The following is a 24589-nucleotide window of genomic DNA, read 5'->3' on the forward strand; positions in this document are numbered from 1 at the left end:
TTAGGAGTTTCGTTCCATCCCGCAAGGTAGTGAAGTGTCGGTTTTCGTTCTCGGACAATTATCCGGTATCCGTTGGTAGGCTTCGGCTCATAGAGCGGCCGGGAGCCCTGGTCTATCTGCCGCAATGGGATAGAAAGGAGGGCGGTTCCTCAACCGGCAGATAGGTCAGTTTGACACAGTTTGAGGAACCAGGTAAAGACTTGCATCGCAGGATAACCCAGCAGATGCTGGACGATGCTCGAAGGATCTTGAACCTGCCAGAAAAGGCCACGCTCGATCAGATCAAGGTCGCTTACAGAACCATGGCCCTCAGATACCACCCGGATAAATGTCCCTCCGAAGAGTGCGAGCGGATGATGCGTAAGGTCAATGAGGCCTATGAGCTGTTGATGAGCTTCTGTCAGAACTATCTCTATGTCTTCAGGGTGGAAAACACACTGCGCGAGGAAGACTGGGAGGAATGGTTGGACAGGTTCTATCCCGATTTCTAACCGTCTTATCCACACAGGGGTTAAAGGTGACGGTGAGGATCATAGCAGATCTTTGGGGATACACATCTTCACGGCCTTAAGGGGGTTGACGATCTGTGATATCTCCAGATCACAGACGGTGCTCAGCAACGCGAACGCCTCCCTCTCCGAAATGCCCAGTCTCTGAGCAAGCCATCTTCGGCTCAGCGAGATGACATCATCTGCCGCTCGATCAAGCGTCTCCGCCGCCGTTATAATGCAGATATGAGAGGGGGTTTCGACCATCGGTTTGCGCGGCAGATCGGGGTGGACGAGGTTCACCCGTACGGTGATCCTCCCACCGATCTCTATACCCTGACCGCAGACCTCGCCATCCCCCTGAAGGGCATGTATATCGCCCATCGCCAAAAGAGCGCCTTCGACCTGAACGGGCAGATACACCTTCGAGCCTACCGTCACCTCCTTGGTGTCCAGATTGCCGCCGTGATCTCCCGGCATGGAGTTTCTAAAGCTCCCCTCAGCAGGCGCGACGCCTATCACACCGATCACCGGTTTAATCGGCATCCTCAATCCCCCCGGAAGGATCGCCTCGCCATCCGATATCGGGAAGGCCACTCTGTTGGCGAACCCTCTGTCGCCCACCTTGACGTCGAGGATTTCGACGCACAACGTATCGCCCGGCCTGGCGCCTTCGATCGCAACAGGACCTGTCGCCGGGTTGGTTTTGGATCTATCGATCTCATCCAGCGATTCAGGAAACCTGGACCAATCCACCTGACCGTCGAAGCAGTCCCTGGTTATGAAGGTCACCTCCGATCCGGGCGGAACCTCCAACGCCGGAGGATTCGAAGGCGACATCTCATATACCCTATGTTCATCGGATACGATATATCTCATCCTTCACCCCCATCTGGGATCGCTCATATTATCGTTAAGTGTAGCAGAGATCTGAGATGTCAGAAATGCTTATTTCTCAGGATGAAAAGGAACGAGGAACCAGGAGCGGAAAACGTTACAACGTTAAACGTTGAACGTGCAACGGATTTCCCTTCTCCTCGTTCCTCTTCATGGATAACCGCTACACTCAAGGGAAATAAGAGCGTCTGGGATAAAACATTTCAGGATAGCCTCAGCGATCTGAGATGATCTTTCAGCGATCTCAACCGCCTCGCGGGCATCATCCTCATCGAAAAGCTCCCAGGGCGTTTTCCCTTCGGTCTCATCGCCGTAGTCCGTTCTGACATGCACCTCGAATCCAAGCTCATCGGTGTATTGAGCGAGAAGCTCCATCTTTCTCCGGATTTCCTCGGTGAACTCCTCACGATCCAGAGCTTCGCGCAGCAGATCTCCCGTATTGTGCGTCTTACCGGTGAATCCCGCTAGAACCAGTACAGCCTTAGCTGAGTTTTCAACCGATAGCTGTGCATTATCCACGGCTGATCGCCATCGCTTAAGCTCCAGATCCTGTCGGGCTTCAGCCAGAAATCCCTGTGCCAGCTTAAGCCTATATCTGGCGTCGTTAAGACTTGTCATCTATATCGCTCCACTCAATTGACCAATTGGGTCCGGGATACCTCTTCCACCGCCAGATCAGATCACGACCTCGCTTTTCCCTGGTAAGCCCCTTTTGCTTGATCAGACGCCTTATCAGATCGAGCTTTTGAGACAGATAGCCCTGAGGATCGAAGAGGATGACGCCATCAACGGCGATATCCAAAAATAACCCGGCAAGGTATCTCTCGAACTCCTCAGGGGTTTTAGCGATGATAGAGACCTTGCCCCGCCATCTCGGTGGGATCATCCTCTTAAGGAGGAGATGCCGTCTGAACGGTTTATCGGGCAAACCCTCGGCCAGAACGAAGATATCCCAATCGCTTTGAGGCATAGCATCCCCTCTCGCCCGTGAGCCGAAAAGCGCCACAGCGACGAGCCTATCCCCCAACCCCTTTTTCAGGCCGCTGAGGACGGGTTTGAGCTTCTCCCCCTCCACTTTCCGCATCTTCTAAAATGCCCTCTTGCATCTCCCCCAGGTCGTGGCGAGTTTATCCTTCGGTGAAAGGCTACTGACGTTTAGGGCGATCATCCCCTCAGGCATCCTCTCCAGAGCGAACCCTCCGCATCCGCCTCCCTTAACCCGCAGCAACATCGGATTTTTGGTCTCATAATACGGCTGCCATCTGCCCTCATCGAACACAACCCTCGAGTTCCAGCCGGCGGTACCGGCCTTAATCGCCTCAGATATCCCCTTTACATCTTCGTCCGTAACTCCTTTGATAACGCCGTTTGCGCTGAGCCATTTGAGCTCGAGCTTCATCGCCGCCTTGAAGTCGAACTCCTTCCTTTTGAGGTCAACCGCCTCGACGAGCTCCCCATTCTCATTCCTGGTAGGTATCTGAATCCTGATGCTCAATCCCTTAAGAGGGATGATCGGTCTATCGTCAACCTCCCTCAAGATGACGGCCACCCTGCCCTCGAAATGAGATCGATATACAAGGACGTCTTCGCCGGAGAAAACGTTCCTCGCGTTCCTTATCGGTGCAAGGTCATAGCCCATCCCGGATCTATTGAGGACGACCTCGGCGGCAAAGAGATCGGTGGGGTTAAAACATGGATACGCCGAATGAGCTCCGATCAACACCGATAACGCCGCAACGGATAAGATCAAAATACCCCTCATTTTCACCTTCATAGCGGGACCTCCGAATCACCTACGAACGGATGACATTTTACGATGTCGTTTCCTTCCCATCTATTTTATCATCCCAGGCGGACCTTTACAAGGCAGGGGGCCCCTTTTCATACATCCAGCGTTGATTTATAATATACGGAGAAGGGAGGTTAAAGGAGGGGAGATTTATGGTCAGATCCTTTTTAGGAAGAGGGCCGTTTTTGGCCGCTATGTTTCTCCTATCTATCAGCATGGCTTATGCCCTGAGCTTGCCCGATATACGGATCGTCTTCCTATCCGCTGACAGCAATGCCAACGAAAACATATATCTGCTCAGGGACCTGAGAGAGGGGAGTCCGATCAACCTCACGAAGGAGGAAAACCTCAAGCGTCTTTTCCCTCCCAGATGGTCGCCCGATGGCAGGAGGATCGTCTTCAGCCTGATAAGGGGAGTGCTGATCCTAAGCAGGGAGATATATACCCTCGACCTGAGGACAGGTAAGAGGGAGCTGATAGCGAACGGGCTTTGGCCGGCTTGGTCTCCCGACGGAAGTAAGATAGCCTTCTCCGATCTTGAGGGTATCCACGTCATGGATCTTTCGAGGGGTGGTGAGAAACACCTCCTGGTGGAAAGGGATGCCGTTAAAGGCAACATGGGTTACCTCGATTGGTCTCCGAACGGCAAAAAGATAGCCTTCGGCTGGAAGAAGCTCTATGTCCTGGATCTGCCGACCGGTAGGGTGAAAGAGGTTCCGCTGGAGGTGGTTCCCTACCTCATCGAGGGCATCTCATGGTCGCCTGACGGCGAATGGCTCGCCTGCGGGTTTAAGATGAAATTCAGCAATTTCCCGGACATCTACCTCGTGGACCCCGACACGGGGAAGTGTAGGAACTTGACGAATAGCCGAAGCATCGACATAAATCCCTGCTGGACGCCCGACGGAAGGTTTATCCTGTTCACGTCGGATAGGAATGAGAGCGAAGACCTCTTCGACTTTTACCTGATGACGCCTCAAGGAGAGGTGGTCCATCAGATCAAACTGGGCGGCGTTCAGCAAAACGCAGATGTCTTCGATCCACATTATGCCTATTCCGTCTCACCGGTGAACCTGTGGGATACTATGTGGGGGGTAATCAAGCGATTTACCCGATAAAGCTACGCTGTTCTTTATCCCGTCAACATCCTCCACGAGATGACTATACCTTCAATCCCTCCAGGAGCTGTGATCTTATCCATGGGTTGAGGATGCGATCGCCGATCTCCTCCATCCAAGCTACAAGACGGCCTCGGAGACGCTCCAGCTCGCCCGCATATCTGGGATCGGAGGCGAGGTTGTTTATCTCGCCCGGATCCGTCTCCAGATCGTAAAGCTCATCCTCCGCCGTGGCGTTCCAGACGTATTTCCACCTTCGGTCCCGAACCATCCTCTGCGTGTAGAGGCCGAACTGGTTCCCGTGATACATGGAGAAGACGTCCTGGCGGTCATCACCTTCACCGGAGATCACGGCCAGTAGATCCCTCCCGCGGAAGGTCTCGGGGACAGGCACGCCGGCTACCTGGCAGAAGGTGGTCGCAAGGTCAAGGCTGTGTATGACGAAGCTGTCGCATCTCATGCCAGCCTCGATCCTTCCGGGCCATCTCATGATGAGCGGGACGCGCACCACATCGTCATACATTATGAAGTGTTTATCTATCATGCCGTGTCCGCCGCACATATCGCCGTGATCCGTCGTATAGATAACGAGCGTGTCTTCAGATATCCCGAGCCGATCGAGCACGTCGAGGATTCGACCGATCTGGGCGTCCATCAAGCTGAGCTCACCCAGGTATCGGCTCACCACGGGCGCCCAGTCATCCCATCTCCACCCCTCCACCTTCCAGGTTCTCCTCTGTTGCGCCTGGATATACGGCTTGCCGTTTAACGGATCGGGGAAGCTCGGCCATGGCGGGATATCCTCGGGAGGATACATGGAGCAATAGGGCTCCGGCACCACATTCGGCAGATGAGGCTCGCTCGGGTCCCATCGGATGAAGAAGGGCATATCTCTCTCGACAGCCAGCTCGATAAGTCGGATCGTATGGCCTGCCCCCCAGGCGAGCCTGGATTCCTCCGGAGCGATATATGGGTCGACCTCGCCGAACCATCTGTTCTTCCTCGGCCTCGGTGGCAGCCCCCTCTCCTCCCTCCATCTATGATATCCCCATTCGGGGACATACTCGTGGAACCCGTATTCCAGTGCGCCTTTTCTCTGATGGACATGCCATTTGCCCACATATCCCAGGAAATATCCGGCTTCTCTGAGAAGGTGGCTGAAGGTGGGCAATCCTTCAATGGGTGGCCGCGGCGCCTCGGTATCCCAGTTGGCGATGCAGAGATGCTCTGTCGGCCATTGCCCGTGCAAGAGGGAGTTTCTGACGGGCACACAAAGCGGTATCGGGCAGAAGGCGTGGGTGAAGTTCACGCCCTCTGAGGCGAGACGGTCGAGGTTAGGGGTTTTCAGAAGCGGGTGTCCGTTTACCCCTACGCAGTCGAACCGATGTTGATCCGAATGAATCAAAAGGATATTAGGCCGTCTCATGGGTTAGCTCCTTCCATACACCATTATGGGATTGTGTCGTGGATAATTTTGACCCATTTACGGTCACAGGTCAATAGATGATTTGCCTCCACCGGATCAAACTGTAGGGGTTAGGCATTCTTCATTTGAATGCCTAGCCCCTACTACTTCAGACGTCAGTCAGTTGACTGGAAATCGGAAGGATGCTAAGATTAATGCGAGGAGATTCATGTTTCAGGAGGTAATAATGATGAACGGCGGAGGCGAAATGATAGATGTCGATAAGCTGGTAATCAGGGATAGGATCGAGACGATACGCTTTTTCAAGCTCGTGCAGGAGAACGTGAGGCTGATAGCGGAGCACTTCTATAGGGAGTTCTCGATCGAGGATATCGAAGACGTCGTCCAGGAGGTTTGCGAGAGGATTCTGAAAAAGAGGTATGAGCCCCTGCGTGGACGATCTATGAAGGAGATCAGAAACTACATCTGTAAAACGGCGTATAACATCATGATTGACATCCTCAGGGCGAGAAAGAGACGAGCGCATGATGATGACGATGATGACGGCGAGATCGTGGACCCCGGACCTTCCCCGGATGAGATAGTGGTGATGAAGGAGATAAAGAGAAGTATCCTGATGTGTATACACAGCCTACCGAAGACGAAACGTCTGGTCGCCATACTGCGCTTCCTCGAAGGAAAATCCTCCGGAGAGGTAGCCGAGATAACGGGGTTAACTCGGAAAACGGTCTACAAGTACATCCATCAGATCAGAGAAAGGATAATCGAGGAGGTAAAACTCTGAAGTCTCATCCGTTATATATAATGCGTGAGATTCTCAAGGGGTGGTTTACCCACGTGGAGGCGCAGGGTATTATTGCGCCTCTGAACCCTTAAACGGGAGGAGGTAACGATAAGGTGAAAATCGAGCAGATGTTTGAACATGTAATGGCTGAGCTTCAAAGGCAATATGCCGGTGGAAAGGCTTTGCGGGATTGTCCGACGAATGACGACCTATGGGAGTATTGGGAGGGAAAACTGAGCGAGGGGGAAAGAAGGAAGATTGAGGAGCATGTCTTTGAATGCCCCGTCTGCTTCGTGGAGTTCGAGAGGATAAGGGATATCGTGGAGGATATCGAGAAGGAGGAGATAAGATCGCTGGGCTCGATCTTAGGAAGGATATCCGAGCTGAGGGAAAAGCTCTCAACAATTCTCAAACCGGTGTACGTCGCCAAATCGGATGATCTCATCCCCGCCGCAATAATGGACGATCGGGAGGATATAACCGATTTCGCCATCTTCAGGGTTTTGGTCCATCCCGAGGTGGAGGAAGGGATGGTGTCCATGGCGTTCAGGGAATACGAGGACTCAGACAGGTTCGACGGATACCTGGCACATGTGATCCTGACCATTGATGGGAAGGAGCTCGAGCTGTTATCCAGGGTCAGAGGGGCGGAGATCGTACTCGAGGATGAACGGCTTCCATCCGGAGATACGAAGGAAGGGAACATCTCTAACATCGAGCTGTACCTGAGACGGATGAGCGGAGGACGATGAGGGAGTATGGCTGGCTCTTCGACGAACGGGAACAGAACCGTCCTTCATACAGGTTGAGGATCGAAAGGACGGTGGATCGCGCCGAGCTGGCGAGGTTCATCTTCTCAAGATTCAGCGATCCGATCGGTGCGATCCTTAAGCTCCCTCCCTGGGTGAGAAAGCGGATCAAATCCTACTTTATCCTCGAACTCAAGAGATACCTGCGTCAAAAGCTGGATTTGGACAGATTGACCGCCGGGAGGGCTGCCGACCCTCCCTCCAGGATAGACTCCCTCCTCTCACACCTACGCCTGCCTGAGCTTTTCCTGAAGGCCCCTGAGATCGTCGAGAGTCTCCCCGAGATGAACCATCCCCCGGTAGCGCCCTCGCCGATCGAGATCTCCTTCGGCTACTCGCCTGACCTGTTTCCGTCCCTGCTCAAAGGGCTCTCCGGGATATGGGGTCTGGATGAGCACAGGACGGCTAAACTCGTGAACGTATTCCACGATCTGATCTCCCCCGTCAAAAGCTGCAGGGTTGCTATCCCCCTGCTCAACCCGAACACTGATGAAGCGAAGATTCACATCGTGGAGGTGACCGTCCGCGACTCGCCCGAACAGCGTCTGATCCTCGAGCCGAGGGAGATAAGAGCGCATGGCAGTTTCGTCAATTCGCTCAGATTGGCCTTTAGGCTGAGTACCTCCCTCCTGGGAGGGTGTTACGAGGTGAGGGTCAACCTTACAGATCTTCCCACGGAGATCGAACTCATGGGCGAATCGGCCTCATTGGGCGTGGCGATAGCCATCTGCGCCGCCGCCACGGATCAGAGGATCGGCGACCTCGCCGTCACGGGAGTCATCAGGGGCGGAAGGATATGCGGCGTCAAAGGGATACGTGCCAAGGTGGAAGCGGCCATCGAGAGCGGATTCAAAAAGATGGCGATCCCCTCCGATAACCTTCCGGAGCTTGAGAAGGCCCACTGCAAGGGGATCGATCTGGTTCCGTTGTCCTCCATCAGCGATATCTTCTCGATTCTAATTGATCCCTGGCGGGAATATCTGACAGCACTTTCGGAAGCAGTGGAGGTGGAGCCATCACTGAGGGTTGCCCTGGGTGAGTTTAAGGAGATCGGGGTGCTGATGGATAGGTTCGGAGGCGAGAGGCGTCGGACAGCCGTCAAAGTGGCGGCCGTCCTCAGCGAGAGGAGGTTGAACTCCCCTCCCGATCAACCCAGACCGCCGCTCCCGCTCATCGTCGGGGGAGATGACCCTAGACTTATGAGGGAATTGGTTTCCGAGGTCTCCCGCTTCGCCTCACCGCCGGGCGAAGAGATGTTGTCGGAGGAGATCCGATCCGGCAACGTGACCTTCGTGATCTTCCATCCTCAGGACAGGCTCGATCCGAGGTTGTATTCCGAACTCAAAAGGATATCTCCTGGATCGAAGAGGTTGCTGATCTGTTCTGAAAGCGGATGGGAGAGGTTAAAACGCCGATTCGCCGAGGCGGAAAGGATAACCCCCGACGAGTTTTCAACCATCAGATATCTCCCCGGTCGATCCACCTTCCTCGACCCGCACTGCGATGAGGTGATATCCAGGCTGATACCATCCCGGATCATCTCGCGATCGGGCGACCCGGACTCCTTCTTCGAGAGGGAGTATATCCCACTTGAGGTGAGGGATATGGAGGACAGGCTGGTCCCCATGCCGCTTGAGGAGATGGTGAGCGCCGTCGGGAAGGTGATCCTCACCGCCTCCGCTGGCGGAGGGAAGACGGTCGAGCTTCTGAGGCTCTTCGTCAGATCGGCTCAGGGCGAGCTGCCGTTCGCCCCGATATACATGGAGGCCGAGGAACTTATCGCACCGAACGGGGAGATCCGGGGGATAGATCGGGCTTTGGCCGACAAATTCGGCGAGAAGATGATCCGGGATGAGCTGCCCTTCACGAGAGACATCCTGCTCCTCATCGATGGGCTGGATGAGGCGATGGCGAGGGTTGGATCTCCGGAGAGGATCGCCGACGCGCTCAGGCCGCTGCGGTATCCCCCTTATAGCTCGCTCAGATGCGTCATAGCCCTACGCAGTCAGGGATGGTCGCCGTATCTCACGCTGATCAGAGGGAGGATACCTGAATGGACGGTTTGCCGACTTCTGCCTCCCGACGAGGGTCTGAGACTCCCCATACTCCTCAACTTCCTGCTTCCCTCTTCGGAAGGACCCCACCGCAGGGCGATCGTGTTCAGGAGGTTCTGGGAGGACCTCCTCGCAAGGGAGAGCAGGAGGTTCTCGAAGTTCTACTTCGCCCGATCACCCAAGGGGATGGCGGGCTTTATAAGAAGGTTCCTGGAGATCATCTCCCTCAGGACGGTTCAGGAGGGCAGGACGGGGTTCGACGAGGATCTGGTGGTCGAGGCGATGGAGGATTTCATCCGCGATGAGGTGATCCCCGAAGGGACGTTTCCGATCTGGTGGGCTCATGAGAGGGTAACGGGGCTGGAGGGCGAGGAGATGCTCAAGCCGGTCGGCAGACTACTCAGCGGCAGAGTGGATAGGCGATCCCTCCGAGAGCTTTATCATCTAGCAAAGGCCATCCCGCTTATCGTGCCCGAGGGGGAGGGTCTCAGGTTCGCACACGAATCGCTTAGGGACTACTGGGCTGCGGAGGGCATAGCGAGGGCATGGGAGGAGGGGAGATCGATTGACCGCCTTTTCCTCTCACCTCATATCTGGGGCGAATCGCTGATCATGGCGGCAGGGCTGATCGGTTCTCCGGACGGATATGTGAGGAGACTGATCGAGGCGGACGAGGAGGGGATCTGGCTGGCCGCCAGGGCGCTGATCGAGTCGGAGACGATCTCGAAGGAGCTGAGGGGAGAGGTGATCCGCAGGTTATCGAGGCTGTTCGAGACGGCGGACGATGAGCATAGGATGGAGATACTGGAGTTAATCGGAGAGCTGCCGAGCGAGGAATCCTTCTCCTTCCTGCTGGATAACGGCGAGAGGGCGATCAACTCATCTCCGCCGGTCAGACTGAAGACGTTCGATATGCTCTATAAAACCGTCCTATCCATCACTCCAACTGAGAGCGATCTGAGGAGGATGGCGGATCTGGTGGTAGAGTGGATGCGGAAGGTCAAAGGTCCCACCTATGTCAAGCAAGATCGAGAGACGGAGATGGAGACGATGGCCTGGAGAAGGCTGATCGAGAGGGTTAGAGAGAGCGCTTTCAGGGAGGCGATCGAGAGTCAAATACATCTCCTCTCCGAAAGCGATGACCTAGATGAGATCGAGCTCTCCAACTATCTCTGCGGGTTGATAGGCGGTGAGGAGAGCAACCGAAAGCTGATGGATAGGGCGTCCGATGAAAGGCTGCCAGCGGAGATGAGATGGGGATGTATGGCGAGGTTGGCCAGGAGTTTCGACGAGAGGATCATATCCCCCATAAGGTCGCTACTCAATGAGCTAAACGAAAGATCGATGGATGTCCAGCTCGCTGGATGGTATGGTGCTGAAGGGATCGATTTGATAAGGAGATGGACGATGGTGGACACGACGCTCCACCTCTCCTTCTCGGAGGATGGCAGGGAGCTGCTGAGGAGATCCCTCCCTCAGATGTCGGAAAGGATCATCTGGGAGCTTTGGGAACCGCTGATCGTATCGGGATGGTGTGGAGGGATATGGGAGGAGCTCATCGGGACCGCGCCCGATCGCTCGATAGGAGGGCTGTTGATCGCCCTCGCCCAGATGCCCTTCATCCCGGCATTCACGGACGAGATGTGGAGCCGGATAGGCGAAAGGGTGAAGGCCAACCCCTATCTTGAGCCACTGTGGGAGAGGATAAGGCGTACAGGTGAGATATATGGCAGAACGCTTCCGGAGCTTGATTTCAAGCTCACTCCGGAGAAAGGGAAAAGGGTAAAGTGGACGAATATCGCCGACATCAATGAGGTTCAGGAGAAACTGATCGGGATGTGCATGATCGAGAGCGGGAAGAGATGGAACATGGAGCTTTACGAACTGGTCTCAGCCGTAAGGGAGGCAGGAGACGATCCGATCCGACTCATCGAGGGGAAGCTTGAGGAGGGGAACTATGTGGGGGAGGTGAACGCCGTGAGCATGATGGGTAGATTGGGGGTTTTGACGCCCGATGCCTCCAGGGTGGCGGGGATCCTGATCGACGTGGCTTCGAGCTCAAAGGACCCGTATCTGAGGCGGTGTGCGGTGGAGGAGATGGTCAGATATCCTGAGATCAGGGGGGAGAAGCTATCCATCAGGATGCTGGAGGAGGCGCTGAGCGGAGGGGTGGAGGAGAGGAGGGCTGGTGCTGTGGTGTTGACGCGGATCTACCAGGGCGAGGCGATTGAGACCGTCATCGAGTTTCTGTCTGACGAAGAGGATCCGATCGTCAGGAGAAGGGTCATCTCCGGGTTCCGCTATTGTCTCGACCCCTCGGCCAGGGATGAGGTCCTGAGGTATCTGATCCGCGTTTTCAGGGGAGATCCGGCCTCCACGGTCAGAGGCGAGGCCGTGGTGTGTTACGCCAGACTCGCTGAGGGGGATGAGCTTGAGGCGTTGCGAGGAGCCTTCAAGGACGACGGGGAACTGCTTTACGGGACGGTCGGCGAGCTGGCGCGGAAGCTTTATGCTCACTTGACTGCCACACCTCACATCGCAGAACCTTGCAATAAGCTTCACATAACCACCCCTGGCTGACTAGCCAAGTATGACCGATAAAAGCACACATTGACCAAAAGAGCGCGACCTTGAAAGCATAATAAGAAGCATGTTAAAATAACATGTCAACTGACATGTTAACTAACATGTTCTTGGGATGAGGCAACGATGAGCAAAGAGGAACTCTTGGAACTACTGGACAGATTAAGAAAGGTAGGTGTGGACTTACGGGAGGTCGAGGTCAAGAGAGCGGAAAAGCGATTACCCAGGCGTATCTGGGAGACCTTGTCCGCTTTCGCTAATTCCGCCGGTGGAGGAATCTTGATCTTCGGTGTAGATGAGGGAAGCAACTTCGATATCATCGGCGTGGAAGATCCCGCCAAATTCCAAGCTGATTTAGCCTCAATGTGTGATAATATGGAACCACCTTTACGCCCTGTGATTGACACTCACGAAATAGAAGGTAGGCGGGTGGTAGTGGCGGAGATACCGGAAGTGCCGTTGGAGCAAAAGCCCTGTTTTTACCGTCCTGTCGGCCTTCCCTACGGAGCTTACATCCGGGTTGCTGATGGCGATCGGCGGTTAACGGATTATGAGATTCATCTGTACCTTTCCTGGCGGCAACGGCCACGCTATGATCGAGAACCTGTTGTCGACAAGACCGCTTCAGACCTGAATCCTGATTTACTCCAGTCTTTCCTTGATCATCTTCGTAGCCGTAAACCTGACGCCCCGTATAGCGATTGGGATGATGAGAGGATCTTGCGTACATTCGGTGTCGTTGTAGCACAAAACGGGAGGCTTGTCCCTACGCTTGCGGGTTACCTCTGTTTTGCCGATTTCCCTCAGGATGAGTTTCCTGGTCTTCACCTGACAGTTGTACGATATCCGACCCTTCGTCCCGGCGAGGCGGGCCCTCAAGGAGAACGCCTCCTAGATAACGTCAAAATTGAAGGCAACTTCGTGGAGATGGTGCTGCGAGGGGTCCAGGCTGTTCGGAGAGATATGCAGGTTCGAACGGTTGTTCGAGGGCTTTTTCGGGAAGAGGTTCCGGAATACCCGTTGGAATTTCTCAGAGAGGTTATCGTCAATGCCTTAGCTCATCGTGACTACTCGCCGCAATCGAGGGGCACCCCTGTTCAAGTTCGTCTTTTCCCCGATCGGATAGAGGTGGAGAACCCAGGTGGATTATTCGGGCCGGTTACGGAAGACCGCCTGGGCGAGCCAGGACTCATGGCGACCAGAAACGAAACCTTAATGCGCATCTTGGAGGATCTGCCCGCGGAGCCAGGACGGACCCTATGCGAAAACAGAGGAACAGGGATCGTTACGATGCTGGAAGCTTTAAGGCAGACGGGGCTTCAACCACCTCGGTTTGAGGATCTTCGCACCACTTTCAAGGTCACCGCTAACAATGCGGGCCTGTTAGATGAGAAAACACTCGACTGGCTCAATCAACTCAGGAATATACCGCTCTCCGATACGCAAAGGATCGCCCTCGTTTATGCCCGTCGAAACGGCCGAATCACCCACTCTGATTATCGCCGCCTTCATCCCTCTATGGACCCCGCCTCCATCACCCGTGAACTGTCTGATCTCGTTCGCAAAGGGTTATTAGAGCAACATGGCACTCGCCGATGGACCGTTTATACCTTATCTTCCCCCGCGGAATCTCCAGTTTCCCCCGAAAGATTTTCAAAGCGTGAGGGTATTCTCCGGTTACTGGCGCAGGAGGGAGAGTTGAGCACGAGCGAGATAGCGGATCGTCTTGGATTAAAAGAGACGGTGGTGCGGTACTGGCTTCGACGTCTACGTCAGGAAGGGATGGTGGAGCCAACCACGGATAGCGTTAAAAGCCCAAGGGTGCGATATCGTCTGGTTTCCGTGGATCGAAAGGAAACCTCCCACCAAAATTTCCCTGGGAAATGAGGTAAAAAATCCCCTCCTTCTCCGTTATATATAGTGAAGGGTTCTAAAGGGGCAGCTATGCCGATAATCAGGCAGAAGGTCGCTGAGGGTCAAGGGTCTGGAGTCCAGGGTCTAGTGTCTTTTTTATCTCTTGACTCTCGTCTCTCGACTCTTGATCATCTTTCAACCTGTCTCGGAGGTGGAACGAGATGCTCACCGTGAGGGTTCTCTCCAGGTCAACCGGGAGGCCAGTCAAGGGGGCGAGGGTGTCGGTAGAGTTCAGCGGGATAAGCAGGGGTATAACCTCGCCCGAATACACAGACTCTCAGGGGGAGGCACACTTCGACGCCTCGCCCGGAGAAGGCAAGGTGTTCGTGAACGGCAAAACCGTCTACAAAGGCAGAATTGCCGGGAGGATGGTGGTTTGTGCCTAATTAGCTTTTCCTTATAACATATGCGAGGAGGTAGCAAGATGAAACGTTTAGTGAAATTGATATTTCTTCCGTGGTTTCTAGTTTTTCCCTTTCTTGCGGAAAGCTCATTTACAATTAAAGTATGGGACAGCGTAGAGGAACTTAGACAATGGAGATTCGCTGGGACAGAAAGTATTTCCTCAAATCCCACTGGTGACGGTTTTATAGTCATAAACCCTGGAAACGATCCACAAATCACAAGCCCGTCTCTTTCGATTCCTATTGATCAAATAGGTTCGATTAGCTTTACGGGAGCGAACTTCGGAGCAAATACAGAACTGCGGTTTTACCTGAGTTTCGATGGGAAGAGATATAACGAGACCAATGCTGTGTCCCGTAACTTCCCTAACGATGGCAAGTGGCACACAATCGCGATAAACATCCAAGATGTCTCCGGATGGAATACAGCGAACAAACTCACCGGCTTGCGGATTGATCCTGTCAAGAACGGTGTTCCAGTGAATGGGAATGATAATGTGTTTATCTCAAGAATAAAGATAAAAGGGGAAGAAGTAAAAGTTGACATAAATCAGGTCAGAATGATAAGCGGCATAATCCTGCATCCGTCGGAAACTGTGCGTGTGTCTTCGGGTCCAGATGACAAAAACTTGAAGGTAGAGTTTACAATCAAGAATTACAATCAAAGTTCCATAACCTTGGATGATGTTGGCTGTGCTGTGTTGCACAAGAACGGGAACCATCTCTTTGATATCCTATCTGAGAAGAATGTGGTAATAGGAGCAAATAAAACCTTCAAGTATTCAAAACAGGCATATATTACGAAAGTCGGGGATTACAAGGTGATAGCGCGCTACAAGTACAAAGGCGAGTGGCGTGATATACCTACTGATTCTGGAAGTGTTAATCCTAAGAGTTTCAAGGTAGTCTCTGGTGGCAAGCCCAATCTTCAGCCATATCAACCTCCTGGATGGGACAATGAGATAGTAGTATCTCCTAAGGTAGGGGATCATTCTGCAGGTGCAATTTATGCTGGCAAGCCTGCATACTTTGATTATGCCTTTATCAACAACAGTAATGTGGATATTACGACTTCTTTCACGGTGAAGCTATACATAGATGGTAAGGTAGTTCACACTAAGACGGTAGATAGTTTGTCTGCTCATAGTTGGGGGTATTATGAAGATTTCAAGACGACTTTACCGGCGGGAGAGCATAAGATTGATATGGTAGTTGATGCCTCATCAAATGTTGATGAAAATAATGAAAATGATAATACATATAGAATGACAATTAATATCGAGAAACCCACTTTGAGCATTGCAGAGTTAATTCGAGAATTGAAGGGCGATGTTACATGGGTAACCGTTGATGATAAGAAATATGGCATTGTTAAACTGAAAAGGCACATTGACCCTGCAACATTATCTACCTCTACAGATGGGGTAAAGATATTATACGTAGATGCTAATTGGAATCCTATTTCATCCTATAACCTTGCGAAGAAAATTGAGCTAATCAGAAGAGCTCGTGAATATTCCTCTACTGGGGCGATGTTTTCTCATGAAGCTATCGAAGGGCTTATATATGGGGTAAAAGAGCTGAAAAGTAGCTACCGGCTAGCCGAGATATCAGAGCTCATGCAAAAGTTGACAGCAAAGACACTAGTTGGTTCGATAAAAACTTGGTTAACGGGTGGGTCAGTATCGATAGGGGAAATTATTACTGAGGATCTTATCAATGGGGCTCAAGATTTTGTTGAGTCAAGCTTAAGAGATCCTCAAATTTTATTAAAAGCACTAGGGTATACAAGCCTTGAAGTAGCACAAAACAAGTTTGAAAAGGCTGAGGAAATACTAGCAGGTCAACCTATAAAGGACTATCAAACCGCTTTATCCTTCCTACAGTATGCTCACAATGGACTAGCAGAATATAATGCAAGCGTATATCTCTTCGATGCTATTTATGATATGTCGAAGACTACATTGGGTTACTTTAAAGAGGTAGGGGTGAAAATCTTTAAAGAGGTAGCAGGTATCTTCAGTAAGATCAAAAAATGGATTCGCAGATCAAAAGTAACTTCTGACTACGCGGAATATATTGATAAGATAGCTAGCCTAATAGAGGTTAAGAAATATAGCGAACTATTAAAGGAACGCGGTTTCGATGAATCTAGTCTCTCCAGAAGTTGCGCTGTTATTTACACGATTAGCCTATCCCATCGCAGCCAAGAAAAACTCCCAACTTATACCCTAAGAACATTAGCCATAGGCAAAGGAAATATAAGTCCAGCAGGCGGGAGTTATAATTACAGCACTCAAATAACACTTAAGGCTATACCCTCCGAAGGCTGGAAATTTGAATCTTGGGGAGGAGATATTAGAAGTTGCTCTAATCCGATAACAATCACGGTAGATGATGATAAAGTCATCACAGCTTATTTCTCTAGACTGCAGAAAGAACTACCGGATAGGATACTCGTTAAAGACCCAGATGGGAAAATATTCTGGGTTCAAAACGGGAAACGCTATCATGTATTAAACACGGGTATTCTTTCCAAGATGAGGGGCGTACCAAGTTGGAGCCGTCAGTTTACATTTCCTCTCTCTATCATTAATAAGTATCAAGAGGGACCGAAGTTTATATCATTAAGCGCTGATTCTGATGGTTTACTGATTCGCCAGCGAGGTGACAGAGCCATCTACCTAATGGAAAATGGAAAAAGGAGGTTAATAACGACGGAAGGACTTTTCCTTTACAAACTTAAATTCGATTGGGATGATGTGATAATTATTTCTGAGGAGATTCTGAACATGGTCCCGGAAGGTGATGAAATACTTCCTGAGATTTCAGCCGCTCCATCTTCCGGAGCTATTAGTGAAAGCTTCGTTATAACACTACGGTATTTTCAACCTAACAGCGGAATTAAACTTTTTGTCAAAGATCCCGGAAATGTTGAGAAAGTCTTGAAGGTTTTGACCGCTGATGATAAAGGCTCCGCGAGCTACAAGTTCTTACCTCCGAGCGAGGGAGTTTACACATTTTGGGGAGTATATGAATTAGATCCATCCACGACAACTCGTAAAGTTCAAATCGAAGTTAACCCCCCAACCGGTGTTATCAAGCCTATGGCTGATTTTATAGCTTCTCAAACAAGCGGATATGCTCCTTTGGTGGTCCAATTCACAGATCGCTCATCGGGAAATCCGACAAGCTGGAACTGGGATTTCGGCGATGGCAGCACTAGTACCCACCAGAATCCTTCTCATGTTTATACTGTTCCAGGAATTTACACTGTAACATTGATCGTTAGTAGCAGTGCTGGTTCTGATGTTGAAACTAAAGTGGATTATATAAACGTCAAAACCCCGATTAATGATACAAACCTTACCAATTTGATAAATTCAATAAATGAATACCTTAAAAATAGTCCGATGAAAGGAGAAGGGGAACATTTTGTCAAATGGGGAAGGTATTTCAATGTGGATCCGCGCTTTGTCGTAGCTATAGCAGGTGCAGAAAGCAGCTTTGGAAAGAATCCATGTGGTAATCAATATAACGCATGGGGGTGGAAGCCAGAGGGAATTTGCTGGTCAGGCTTCGAGCCCGGATGGGACCCTGATACTAATCAAAATGCCTACAGTGATGCCCCTGGTTTCACTCCTAGTAAAGGCATTTACATGGAAACAGGTTACGAAGATGGCATTTTCTGGATAACTCGAAATTTGAGAAGAGAGTATCTCGATAAAGGACTAAATACCGTAGAGGAAATTGGCGAAAAATGGTGCCCTGAAGATACCGCAAATTGGATCGAGAACGTGAAACAATTTTTAACCAAGCTTAAAGGAAACCCTAATGATTTGTCATTTACTAAAGCCACTAATAAAACAAAGCTTGAGCCAGGAGCAGTTTCCATACCTCCTGACTTCAATATCAAGCTACCATTTGAGGGGGAAGCGGAAGTAACAGCTGGTTATTCACCCTTTAATGGGTCCAATAAACACGCTAATATTAATAATCCGAGCAAGGCTAACGACTATTATGCTTTGGACTTTGGATTAATAAAAGGTACTCCTGTTTTGGCTATAGCTGATGGAATAATAGTGTATGCCGGTTGGACCTCAGGAGGTTGGAGTGGATATGGAAAGATAGTAATAATAGATCACGAGAATGGCTTTTATTCTAACTATGCCCACCTTGATGAGATAAAAGTTGCTCTCGGTCAAAGGGTGAAACAAGGTCAGATCATAGGATTATCAGGTTGTTCCTCGAACAAAGAGTTAAGTAATACCCCAATAGGTCCCCATCTTCATTTTGCTCTATATAAGGATGTTAAGCTTCGAGGAGATGGTGTCCACTCCGAAGGTGGACCTTATGGGGGAGTCTCAGCTTTACCGGAACCTTTTTCAGGTTACTATGGCATAAAGGAAGGAGATATACTTGCATCCGATAATAGGATTTCTACAATCACTACTGCACCTATAATATGGGATAGCGTGGAAGAGCTTGAGCGATGGAATTTCGTTGGGATAGAAAATATCTCATCAAACTCTGCAGGTGACGGTTTTATAATCATGAATCCCGGGAATGACCCGCAAATCATAAGTCTGCCTCTCTTGATTTCTATTGACCAAATAGGCTTTATCAGCTTCACAGGAGTAAATTTCGGAGCGAATACAGAACTGCGTTTTTACTTGAGCTTTGATGGAAGAAAATACAATGAAACCAACGCTGTGTCCCGCAACTTCTCCAACGATGGCAAGTGGCACACAATCACGATAAACATTCAAGATGTTCCCGGATGGAATACAGCCAGTAAACTCACCGGTTTACGGATTGACCCCGTCAAAAATGGTATCCCAGTGAATGGAAATGATAACGTGTTCATCAGTAGGATAGAGATTAGCAGAAAAACTCAGTCTAAACCGAATCTCCAGCCATATCAACCCAGTGGGTGGGATAATGAGATAATAGCATCTCCTAAGCTAGGGGACCATCATTCAGGAGTAGTGTACGCTGGTGAACCAATATACTTCGACTACGCCTTCATCAACAACAGCGATGTAGATATCACAACTTCCTTCACAGTGAAATTATACATTGATGGAACCGTGGTTCACACAAAGGTGGTGAATGGGCTATCCGCTCATAGTTGGGGAAGCCATGAGGATTTCCAAACCACACTGACAGCTGGACAACACCGTATCATGTTGAAAGTAGATGAACCGTCAGCGGTCGTTGAAAGCAAAGAAGATGATAACAGCTATGAAATGCTAATCACCGTATCAATGCGTAAACCAACAGCCGACTTTACTGCTTCCCCGACGAGTGGAATTGCTCCATTGACAGTTCAGTTTACGGACCGTTCATCTGGAAATCCAACAGGTTGGAGCTGGAATTTCGGAGATGGTGTCACCAGTACCCAGCAAAATCCTTCCCATACCTACAGCTCCTCCGGAACCTATACTGTAACTTTGACAGTCAGCAATAGCTCTGGGTCAGACACTAAAACCAAGGCGAATTATATCCAGGTTCAATCTCCTCCGACGTTGTCCGTATCACCTTCATCCTTGGACTTCGGCACACAGGATACCACTAAAACCCTCACGATAAGCAACTCCGGAGGAGGGGACCTAAGTTGGAGTATAACTGTGAGCAAACAGTGGATTTTGGTGAGCCCCTTGAACGGGCTCAATAATGCTACCGTCAGCGTTACCGTGAATCGCAGTGGGCTAAGCCCTAGCTCCTACAGTGGTTCACTTTCCATCACTTCTAACGGTGGTAACAAGAATGTCATCGTTTCAATGACGGTTCAAGCTCCAGCTCTATCTATCCCTGCCTTGTTATCACCCAACGACGGAGATTATGTTGGAGCTCAATCTGCAGTTACTCTATCTTGGAACTCCGTGGACAACGCTACGTCTTATCGTGTAGTCGTCAGCACCAACTCCGATTGCTCCAATCCTTTCTTCGATCAGACTGTTTCTGAAACCCAGGTTACCGTTTCAACATTGAATATCTCCACCACCTATTACTGGCGTGTAAAAGCTTCTAACCAATCTGGCGAAAGTGATTGGTCAAACATATGGAGCTTTATAACGGAGGAACCACCTCCGCCTAATGAACCCGATATCCTGGTGTCATCCACTACAATTGATTTTGGAAACATAGCAGAGGGTAACAGTAAATCTGAAAAACTCAGGATAGAGAACAGAGGTTCAGCGGATCTGCAGATCAATAATATTACCTCCAATAACTCCGCTTTCTCGATTTCAAGTGCGGATAGAAGTTTCACCCTGACATCAGGATCAAGCAGAGATGTCACAGTGATTTTCTCACCCACAGGTGTGGGCGATTATTCCGCCGAGCTTACCATTCAGAGCAATGATCCCGATCAACCATCGCTTAACATCCAACTCATCGGTCAAGCGGTATCACAAACAAAAGCAAAAATGTTCATGAAAACTGATGCTCAACCTACCGCAGGCGGTGAATTCTGGGTTGACGTGAAGGTGGAAGATGTGAGAAATCTGTTTGGGGCAAGCTTTGTGCTAAACTATGATGCTGCTCTTCTCAGCATTTCTAAAGATGAGAGAGGAAAGTATCTGGTGGTTCAAGGAGATTTCTTAGGCAGTGATGTTATATTCCCTCCTTTGAATATTGACGAGGAAAACGGCAAAGTTCCTATCGGCATAACTCGTAAGAGACCAGCTTCCGGTGTTGATGGAACCGGTGTAGTGGCAAAGATTAAATTCAGTGTTAAACCTGATGCCCCTGAAGGAGCGACTTTGAGTTTCACGCTTAGCGATCTCACGCTGAAAGATCCCGATGGAAATAAGATATCGGTAACCACCGAACCACTACAACTTCAGATCATTTCCATACTGGTATGGCCTGGAGACACGGATAACAACGGCAAGGTTGACCAGGCGGATATCCTACCGATAGGGCTACATTGGAATCGGACAGGACCTGCCCGCGCTAATGGAGACACCAGTTGGAAGGCTCAACCTGCAGAACCATGGACGCCTAAAGATGCCACCTACGCTGATGCAGATGGCAGCGGGAAGGTAGATCAAGCAGATATACTACCCATCGGACAAAACTGGGGGTGTACTCATAGCGGTGCGTCTTCAGCTCCCTCAATTCCGCTTTTCAGCAAGTCCAATGTGGATGTTCTACTCAGCTTACCGAACTGGGTGAAGAACGATAGGAGTTTCCCTGTTGAGGTATATCTACAAGGCTCTGAGCCTATTCTCGGTTTCAGCTTCTCCATATCTTTTAACTCAGATCAGTTGGAAGTACTCGCGGTTGAAAAGGGCGGTTTGTTTGGGGATGATCCGCTGTTTCTATCGGTTGTCACAGACGATAAAGTGTCCGTCGGGATAACCCGAAGGGCGGAACGAGGAGAGGTAATCGGGAATGGTATGGTGGCGCGGGTCCTGTTCAAAGTGAAAGGTAAATTGACCTCTCACATCATTCTGAACGACGTTCGGATGAGTAATCTGAAAGGCATATTCAAACTGAAGGGGAAAGTTAGAGAGGTTCAGCTAGCTCCCGTTCGGACAAGTCTGCTCCCTAATTATCCGAACCCGTTCAATCCCGAGACATGGATACCATTCACGTTGTCCGAGGATGCGAAGGTGATGATACGAATTTATGATCTCTCAGGTAGAGTGGTTCGTAGGTTGATATTGGGAAGACTGAACGCGGGATATTATGTGGATAAGAAGCGAGCTATAAGGTGGGATGGGAGAAATGATCAGGGGGAGCAAGTGGGAAGCGGGGTCTATATAATAGAACTTAACGTGAATGGCAAGCGATATCTGCGTAGAGCTGTCGTTACGGAATAGTTAGGGGGGTAGTGGTGGGGTTGGCATCTGCCACCTCACCTTTTTATCTTATGTGGAAGATGAGGAGGACCTAAGATGAAGAAAATATGTGCGATTATCGGTGCTAGTTTAACCTTAACTATATTCGCTGTCGGGGCGACGATCCATCCTGTGGCCGAATCACCCCAGAGTGCAGGTGACGAATTCTGGGTTGAAGTGAAAGTTGAAGAAGCTGTGAATTTGTTCGGTGTAAGCTTTATCCTGAACTACGATACGACCTATCTTGCTACCTCTAAGAATGATGTGGTCAATGGCGATTTCCTTGGTGGTGATACCCTGTTCTATCCAAACATAGATGAGAAGGAAGGTAAAGTGGCGATCGGAATAACCCGTAAGAGGCCCGCAGGCGGTGTGGATGGATCGGGGACGATCGTCAAGGTGAAGTTCACCTTGAAACCAAACACACCAGATGGCACAAACCTCAACTTCACAATAACCGATCTGAAGGCTACCAACCCAAATGGGGAGATACTAAACTTGAATTTACAGGATCTAACGGTTCAGGTTGGTTCATCTCCTCCCAGATCGAGGATATATCCTGTTGCCGATTCGCCTCAGGAAGCCGGCGGCGATTTCTGGGTTGGAGTGAAGGTGGAAGATGTGGCAGGGCTATTCGGCGTGAGTTTCATCCTGAATTATGATTCAGCCTACCTTGACACCAAAAACAACGATGTAGTTCCAGGCAATTTCCTTGGAAATGATCTGATATTCTACCCAAATGTGGATGATAAAAGTGGAAAGGTGGCGGTCGGAATAACTCGAAAACGCGGGGTTGGGGGCGTCGACGGAACGGGGATAATCGCCAAGGTGAAGTTTAAACTGAGGTCTGATGTCCCGAACGGGACGAACCTTAACTTCACGATAACTGACCTAAAGGCCACCGATCCGAAGGGCAATAATTTGAACTTAACATCTGAGGGTTTAACCGTTCAGGCTATATCGCTCCCTTACGGCGATGTGAGCGGCAATGGCGTTATAACAGCGTTTGATGCTTCGCTTGCGCTTAAAGCATGCGCAGGGTTAATCACCCTGACGGATGACCAGAAAATTCGGGCGGATGTGGACGGCGATGATAAGATCACGCTGTATGACGTTATATTGATACTTAAGAAAGTAACAGGCATAATTAAAAAATTCCCCGTGGAAGAATAGGAGGTTAGAGGATGTATAATCGAGTTTTAATTGTCATATCGATTTTGATTCTGACATCCATTGTGGCATCCGCGAAGGATGTCGGTGGGATGATCTCGTCTGACACCACATGGGCTAAATCGGATAGCCCTATTGTGGTGAAACTCGGCATTGTTATCTCTAAAGATGCGACTTTAACGATAGAACCAGGCGTGGTGGTGAAGTTCAAGTCCGGAAAATCAATCCAAGTTGATGGAACACTGATAGCCCGAGGAACCGAAGATGAAAAGGTAATTTTCACTTCAGCAGATTCCCAAGAACCAGGCGCGTGGGGTAGTATACTATTCACCTCTCAAAGTTCATCGGCTAAGTTTGACGATAACAGTGATTACATTGACGGATGTATTATGGAACACTGTGTTATCGAATATGGTGATAATCCTATTTCCATAAACGGCTCTGGACCGCTTATTGCTAATGTCACGGTTAAAAACGCTTCCGGATATGGCATCAGTATACAGGATGTTTACAACTGGAATCCAGACCAGCCATCTCAGGTGAAAAAGCTTCTAATTAGGAGTTCCATCGTTGATGGAACTTCATCAACTGGTATTTATATCAAAAATTCCTCTGTGATTATGGAGGATGTCAAGGTTCAGAATAGCGGCTATGGTTATAACTCATGGGGCGATGGAATAAGCGTCAATGAGTACTCTGATGTTATATTGAGGAATTGCTCAATCACTGGAAATCAAGGAAGTGGGATATCATGCAGCCGTGGTTCGGTGATGATCGAAGGTTGTACTGTTTCCAATAATGGAATCGGAATTTGGCTTGGAGGAGCCACATCTACGATTAAAAACAGTGAGATTTCAGATAGTAAATCACAGGGCATCTATATCGAACGTGATTACTATAGCGGTAGTAGCGAAGTTACTATAGAAAAAAGCACGATAAAAAAGAATGGTATGGATTCTAGCTACCTGACACTTTTAAGGGAAGTAAGGGATCAATCGGATTCTGAGCCTCTCTCCCAGTGCTAACATCCTCTCCACCATATTATACCCTATCCTGAAGATACTGAAATCCCTCCTATCCCTACGATCAACCAAATGCCTCAACCCCCTCTTTATCACCCTGCTACCCTCACTTATCAGCCATACATATAGCAGAGCAACTGCCAAGGTCAGGCGTGATAACCTCATGAAATGACCAAGGTGGGAACTCTCCAAGTCAAAGCCATTGCCCTTGAAATCCCCGAACATCTCATCTATCCACATCCTCCTCTTGTAGGCTCTCAAAGTGGATTGCTTATCCGCAA

General features: G+C 50.0%; 16 protein-coding genes and 5 pseudogenes. 15 read left to right on the forward strand and 6 right to left on the reverse strand.

Annotation, left to right across the window (positions count from 1 at the left end):
- The first annotated feature begins 200 nt into the window (after positions 1-200).
- Complete coding sequence (locus J7M22_13455; protein ID MCD6507615.1) at positions 201-491, forward strand: J domain-containing protein; 291 nt, start codon at positions 201-203, stop codon at positions 489-491.
- Between the two features lie 39 nt (positions 492-530).
- On the opposite strand, the gene J7M22_13460 is transcribed toward J7M22_13455, so the two are convergent.
- The 4 genes from J7M22_13460 to J7M22_13475 all read right to left on the reverse strand — a co-directional run bounded on the left by J7M22_13460 (position 531) and on the right by J7M22_13475 (position 3159).
- Positions 531-1367 carry an acetamidase/formamidase family protein gene (locus J7M22_13460; protein ID MCD6507616.1) on the reverse strand — a complete coding sequence of 279 codons (837 nt, stop codon included), beginning with the start codon at positions 1365-1367 and terminating at the stop codon, positions 531-533.
- Positions 1368-1535: 168 nt separating this feature from the next.
- Positions 1536-2003 carry a HEPN domain-containing protein gene (locus tag J7M22_13465; GenBank protein MCD6507617.1) on the reverse strand — a complete coding sequence of 156 codons (468 nt, stop codon included), beginning with the start codon at positions 2001-2003 and terminating at the stop codon, positions 1536-1538.
- A complete protein-coding gene (locus J7M22_13470) occupies positions 1990-2469 on the reverse strand; it encodes a nucleotidyltransferase domain-containing protein (protein ID MCD6507618.1) in 480 nt (159 codons plus the stop codon). Before J7M22_13470 ends, J7M22_13465 begins: the two co-directional genes overlap by 14 nt.
- 3 nt (positions 2470-2472) lie before the next feature.
- Positions 2473-3159 (reverse strand): hypothetical protein, encoded by a 687-nt coding sequence (locus J7M22_13475; protein ID MCD6507619.1) that lies wholly within the window; start codon positions 3157-3159, stop codon positions 2473-2475.
- A gap of 167 nt (positions 3160-3326) precedes the next feature.
- Here J7M22_13475 and J7M22_13480 point away from each other — a divergent pair, with 167 nt between their 5' ends.
- Complete coding sequence (locus tag J7M22_13480; protein MCD6507620.1) at positions 3327-4292, forward strand: PD40 domain-containing protein; 966 nt, start codon at positions 3327-3329, stop codon at positions 4290-4292.
- 43 nt (positions 4293-4335) lie between these two features.
- On the opposite strand, the gene J7M22_13485 is transcribed toward J7M22_13480, so the two are convergent.
- The gene (locus tag J7M22_13485; GenBank protein ID MCD6507621.1) at positions 4336-5718 is read right to left on the reverse strand and encodes a sulfatase-like hydrolase/transferase; all 1383 of its coding nucleotides are present in this window, start codon (positions 5716-5718) and stop codon (positions 4336-4338) included.
- 208 nt (positions 5719-5926) lie between these two features.
- Here J7M22_13485 and J7M22_13490 point away from each other — a divergent pair, with 208 nt between their 5' ends.
- The 13 genes and pseudogenes from J7M22_13490 to J7M22_13550 all read left to right on the forward strand — a co-directional run bounded on the left by J7M22_13490 (position 5927) and on the right by J7M22_13550 (position 24311).
- A complete protein-coding gene (locus J7M22_13490; protein ID MCD6507622.1) occupies positions 5927-6502 on the forward strand; it encodes a sigma-70 family RNA polymerase sigma factor in 576 nt (191 codons plus the stop codon).
- Positions 6503-6615: 113 nt separating this feature from the next.
- Positions 6616-7254, forward strand: coding sequence for a zf-HC2 domain-containing protein (locus tag J7M22_13495; protein ID MCD6507623.1), 639 nt, complete (start codon positions 6616-6618; stop codon positions 7252-7254).
- Complete coding sequence (locus J7M22_13500; protein MCD6507624.1) at positions 7251-11945, forward strand: hypothetical protein; 4695 nt, start codon at positions 7251-7253, stop codon at positions 11943-11945. The genes J7M22_13495 and J7M22_13500 overlap by 4 nt, the downstream gene beginning before the upstream one ends.
- A 129-nt stretch (positions 11946-12074) precedes the next feature.
- Positions 12075-13835 carry a putative DNA binding domain-containing protein gene (locus tag J7M22_13505; GenBank protein MCD6507625.1) on the forward strand — a complete coding sequence of 587 codons (1761 nt, stop codon included), beginning with the start codon at positions 12075-12077 and terminating at the stop codon, positions 13833-13835.
- 188 nt (positions 13836-14023) lie between these two features.
- Positions 14024-14248: a hypothetical protein gene (locus J7M22_13510; protein MCD6507626.1), complete on the forward strand. Its 225-nt coding sequence runs from the start codon at positions 14024-14026 to the stop codon at positions 14246-14248.
- Positions 14249-15471: 1223 nt separating this feature from the next.
- A pseudogene (locus J7M22_13515) lies at positions 15472-17607 on the forward strand (PKD domain-containing protein).
- Positions 17608-17679: 72 nt separating this feature from the next.
- Positions 17680-18576: pseudogene (locus tag J7M22_13520) on the forward strand (M23 family metallopeptidase).
- 876 nt (positions 18577-19452) lie between these two features.
- Positions 19453-19779, forward strand: a pseudogene (locus J7M22_13525) (PKD domain-containing protein).
- Positions 19780-20049: 270 nt separating this feature from the next.
- Positions 20050-20652: pseudogene (locus tag J7M22_13530) on the forward strand (choice-of-anchor D domain-containing protein).
- A gap of 45 nt (positions 20653-20697) precedes the next feature.
- Positions 20698-21099: pseudogene (locus J7M22_13535) on the forward strand (hypothetical protein).
- A 573-nt stretch (positions 21100-21672) separates the two neighbouring features.
- Entirely contained in the window at positions 21673-22098 is a 426-nt protein-coding gene (locus tag J7M22_13540; protein ID MCD6507627.1) for a T9SS type A sorting domain-containing protein, read from the forward strand.
- A 75-nt stretch (positions 22099-22173) separates the two neighbouring features.
- Positions 22174-23289, forward strand: coding sequence for a hypothetical protein (locus tag J7M22_13545; protein MCD6507628.1), 1116 nt, complete (start codon positions 22174-22176; stop codon positions 23287-23289).
- Between the two features lie 11 nt (positions 23290-23300).
- Positions 23301-24311 (forward strand): right-handed parallel beta-helix repeat-containing protein, encoded by a 1011-nt coding sequence (locus J7M22_13550; GenBank protein ID MCD6507629.1) that lies wholly within the window; start codon positions 23301-23303, stop codon positions 24309-24311.
- Here the strand turns inward: J7M22_13550 and J7M22_13555 are convergent.
- Positions 24261-24589, reverse strand: a 329-nt coding sequence (locus tag J7M22_13555) for a hypothetical protein (protein MCD6507630.1), incomplete at its 5' end; no start/stop codon positions are given. The two genes, J7M22_13550 and J7M22_13555, sit on opposite strands and share 51 nt — an antisense overlap.

It is taken from the genome of Candidatus Poribacteria bacterium (assembly GCA_021162805.1).
GTDB lineage: Bacteria > Poribacteria > WGA-4E > B28-G17 > B28-G17 > JAGGXZ01.

Coding starts and splice junctions, on each gene's coding strand:
- J7M22_13510 (MCD6507626.1), top strand. CDS start 14,024: ATGCTCACCGTGAGGGTTCTCTCCAGGTCAACCGGGAGGCCAGTCAAG.
- J7M22_13490 (MCD6507622.1), top strand. CDS start 5,927: ATGTTTCAGGAGGTAATAATGATGAACGGCGGAGGCGAAATGATAGAT.
- J7M22_13475 (MCD6507619.1), bottom strand. CDS start 3,159: ATGAAGGTGAAAATGAGGGGTATTTTGATCTTATCCGTTGCGGCGTTA.
- J7M22_13480 (MCD6507620.1), top strand. CDS start 3,327: ATGGTCAGATCCTTTTTAGGAAGAGGGCCGTTTTTGGCCGCTATGTTT.
- J7M22_13485 (MCD6507621.1), bottom strand. CDS start 5,718: ATGAGACGGCCTAATATCCTTTTGATTCATTCGGATCAACATCGGTTC.
- J7M22_13465 (MCD6507617.1), bottom strand. CDS start 2,003: ATGACAAGTCTTAACGACGCCAGATATAGGCTTAAGCTGGCACAGGGA.
- J7M22_13550 (MCD6507629.1), top strand. CDS start 23,301: ATGTATAATCGAGTTTTAATTGTCATATCGATTTTGATTCTGACATCC.
- J7M22_13500 (MCD6507624.1), top strand. CDS start 7,251: ATGAGGGAGTATGGCTGGCTCTTCGACGAACGGGAACAGAACCGTCCT.
- J7M22_13505 (MCD6507625.1), top strand. CDS start 12,075: ATGAGCAAAGAGGAACTCTTGGAACTACTGGACAGATTAAGAAAGGTA.
- J7M22_13460 (MCD6507616.1), bottom strand. CDS start 1,367: ATGAGATATATCGTATCCGATGAACATAGGGTATATGAGATGTCGCCT.
- J7M22_13545 (MCD6507628.1), top strand. CDS start 22,174: ATGAAGAAAATATGTGCGATTATCGGTGCTAGTTTAACCTTAACTATA.
- J7M22_13470 (MCD6507618.1), bottom strand. CDS start 2,469: ATGCGGAAAGTGGAGGGGGAGAAGCTCAAACCCGTCCTCAGCGGCCTG.
- J7M22_13540 (MCD6507627.1), top strand. CDS start 21,673: ATGGTGGCGCGGGTCCTGTTCAAAGTGAAAGGTAAATTGACCTCTCAC.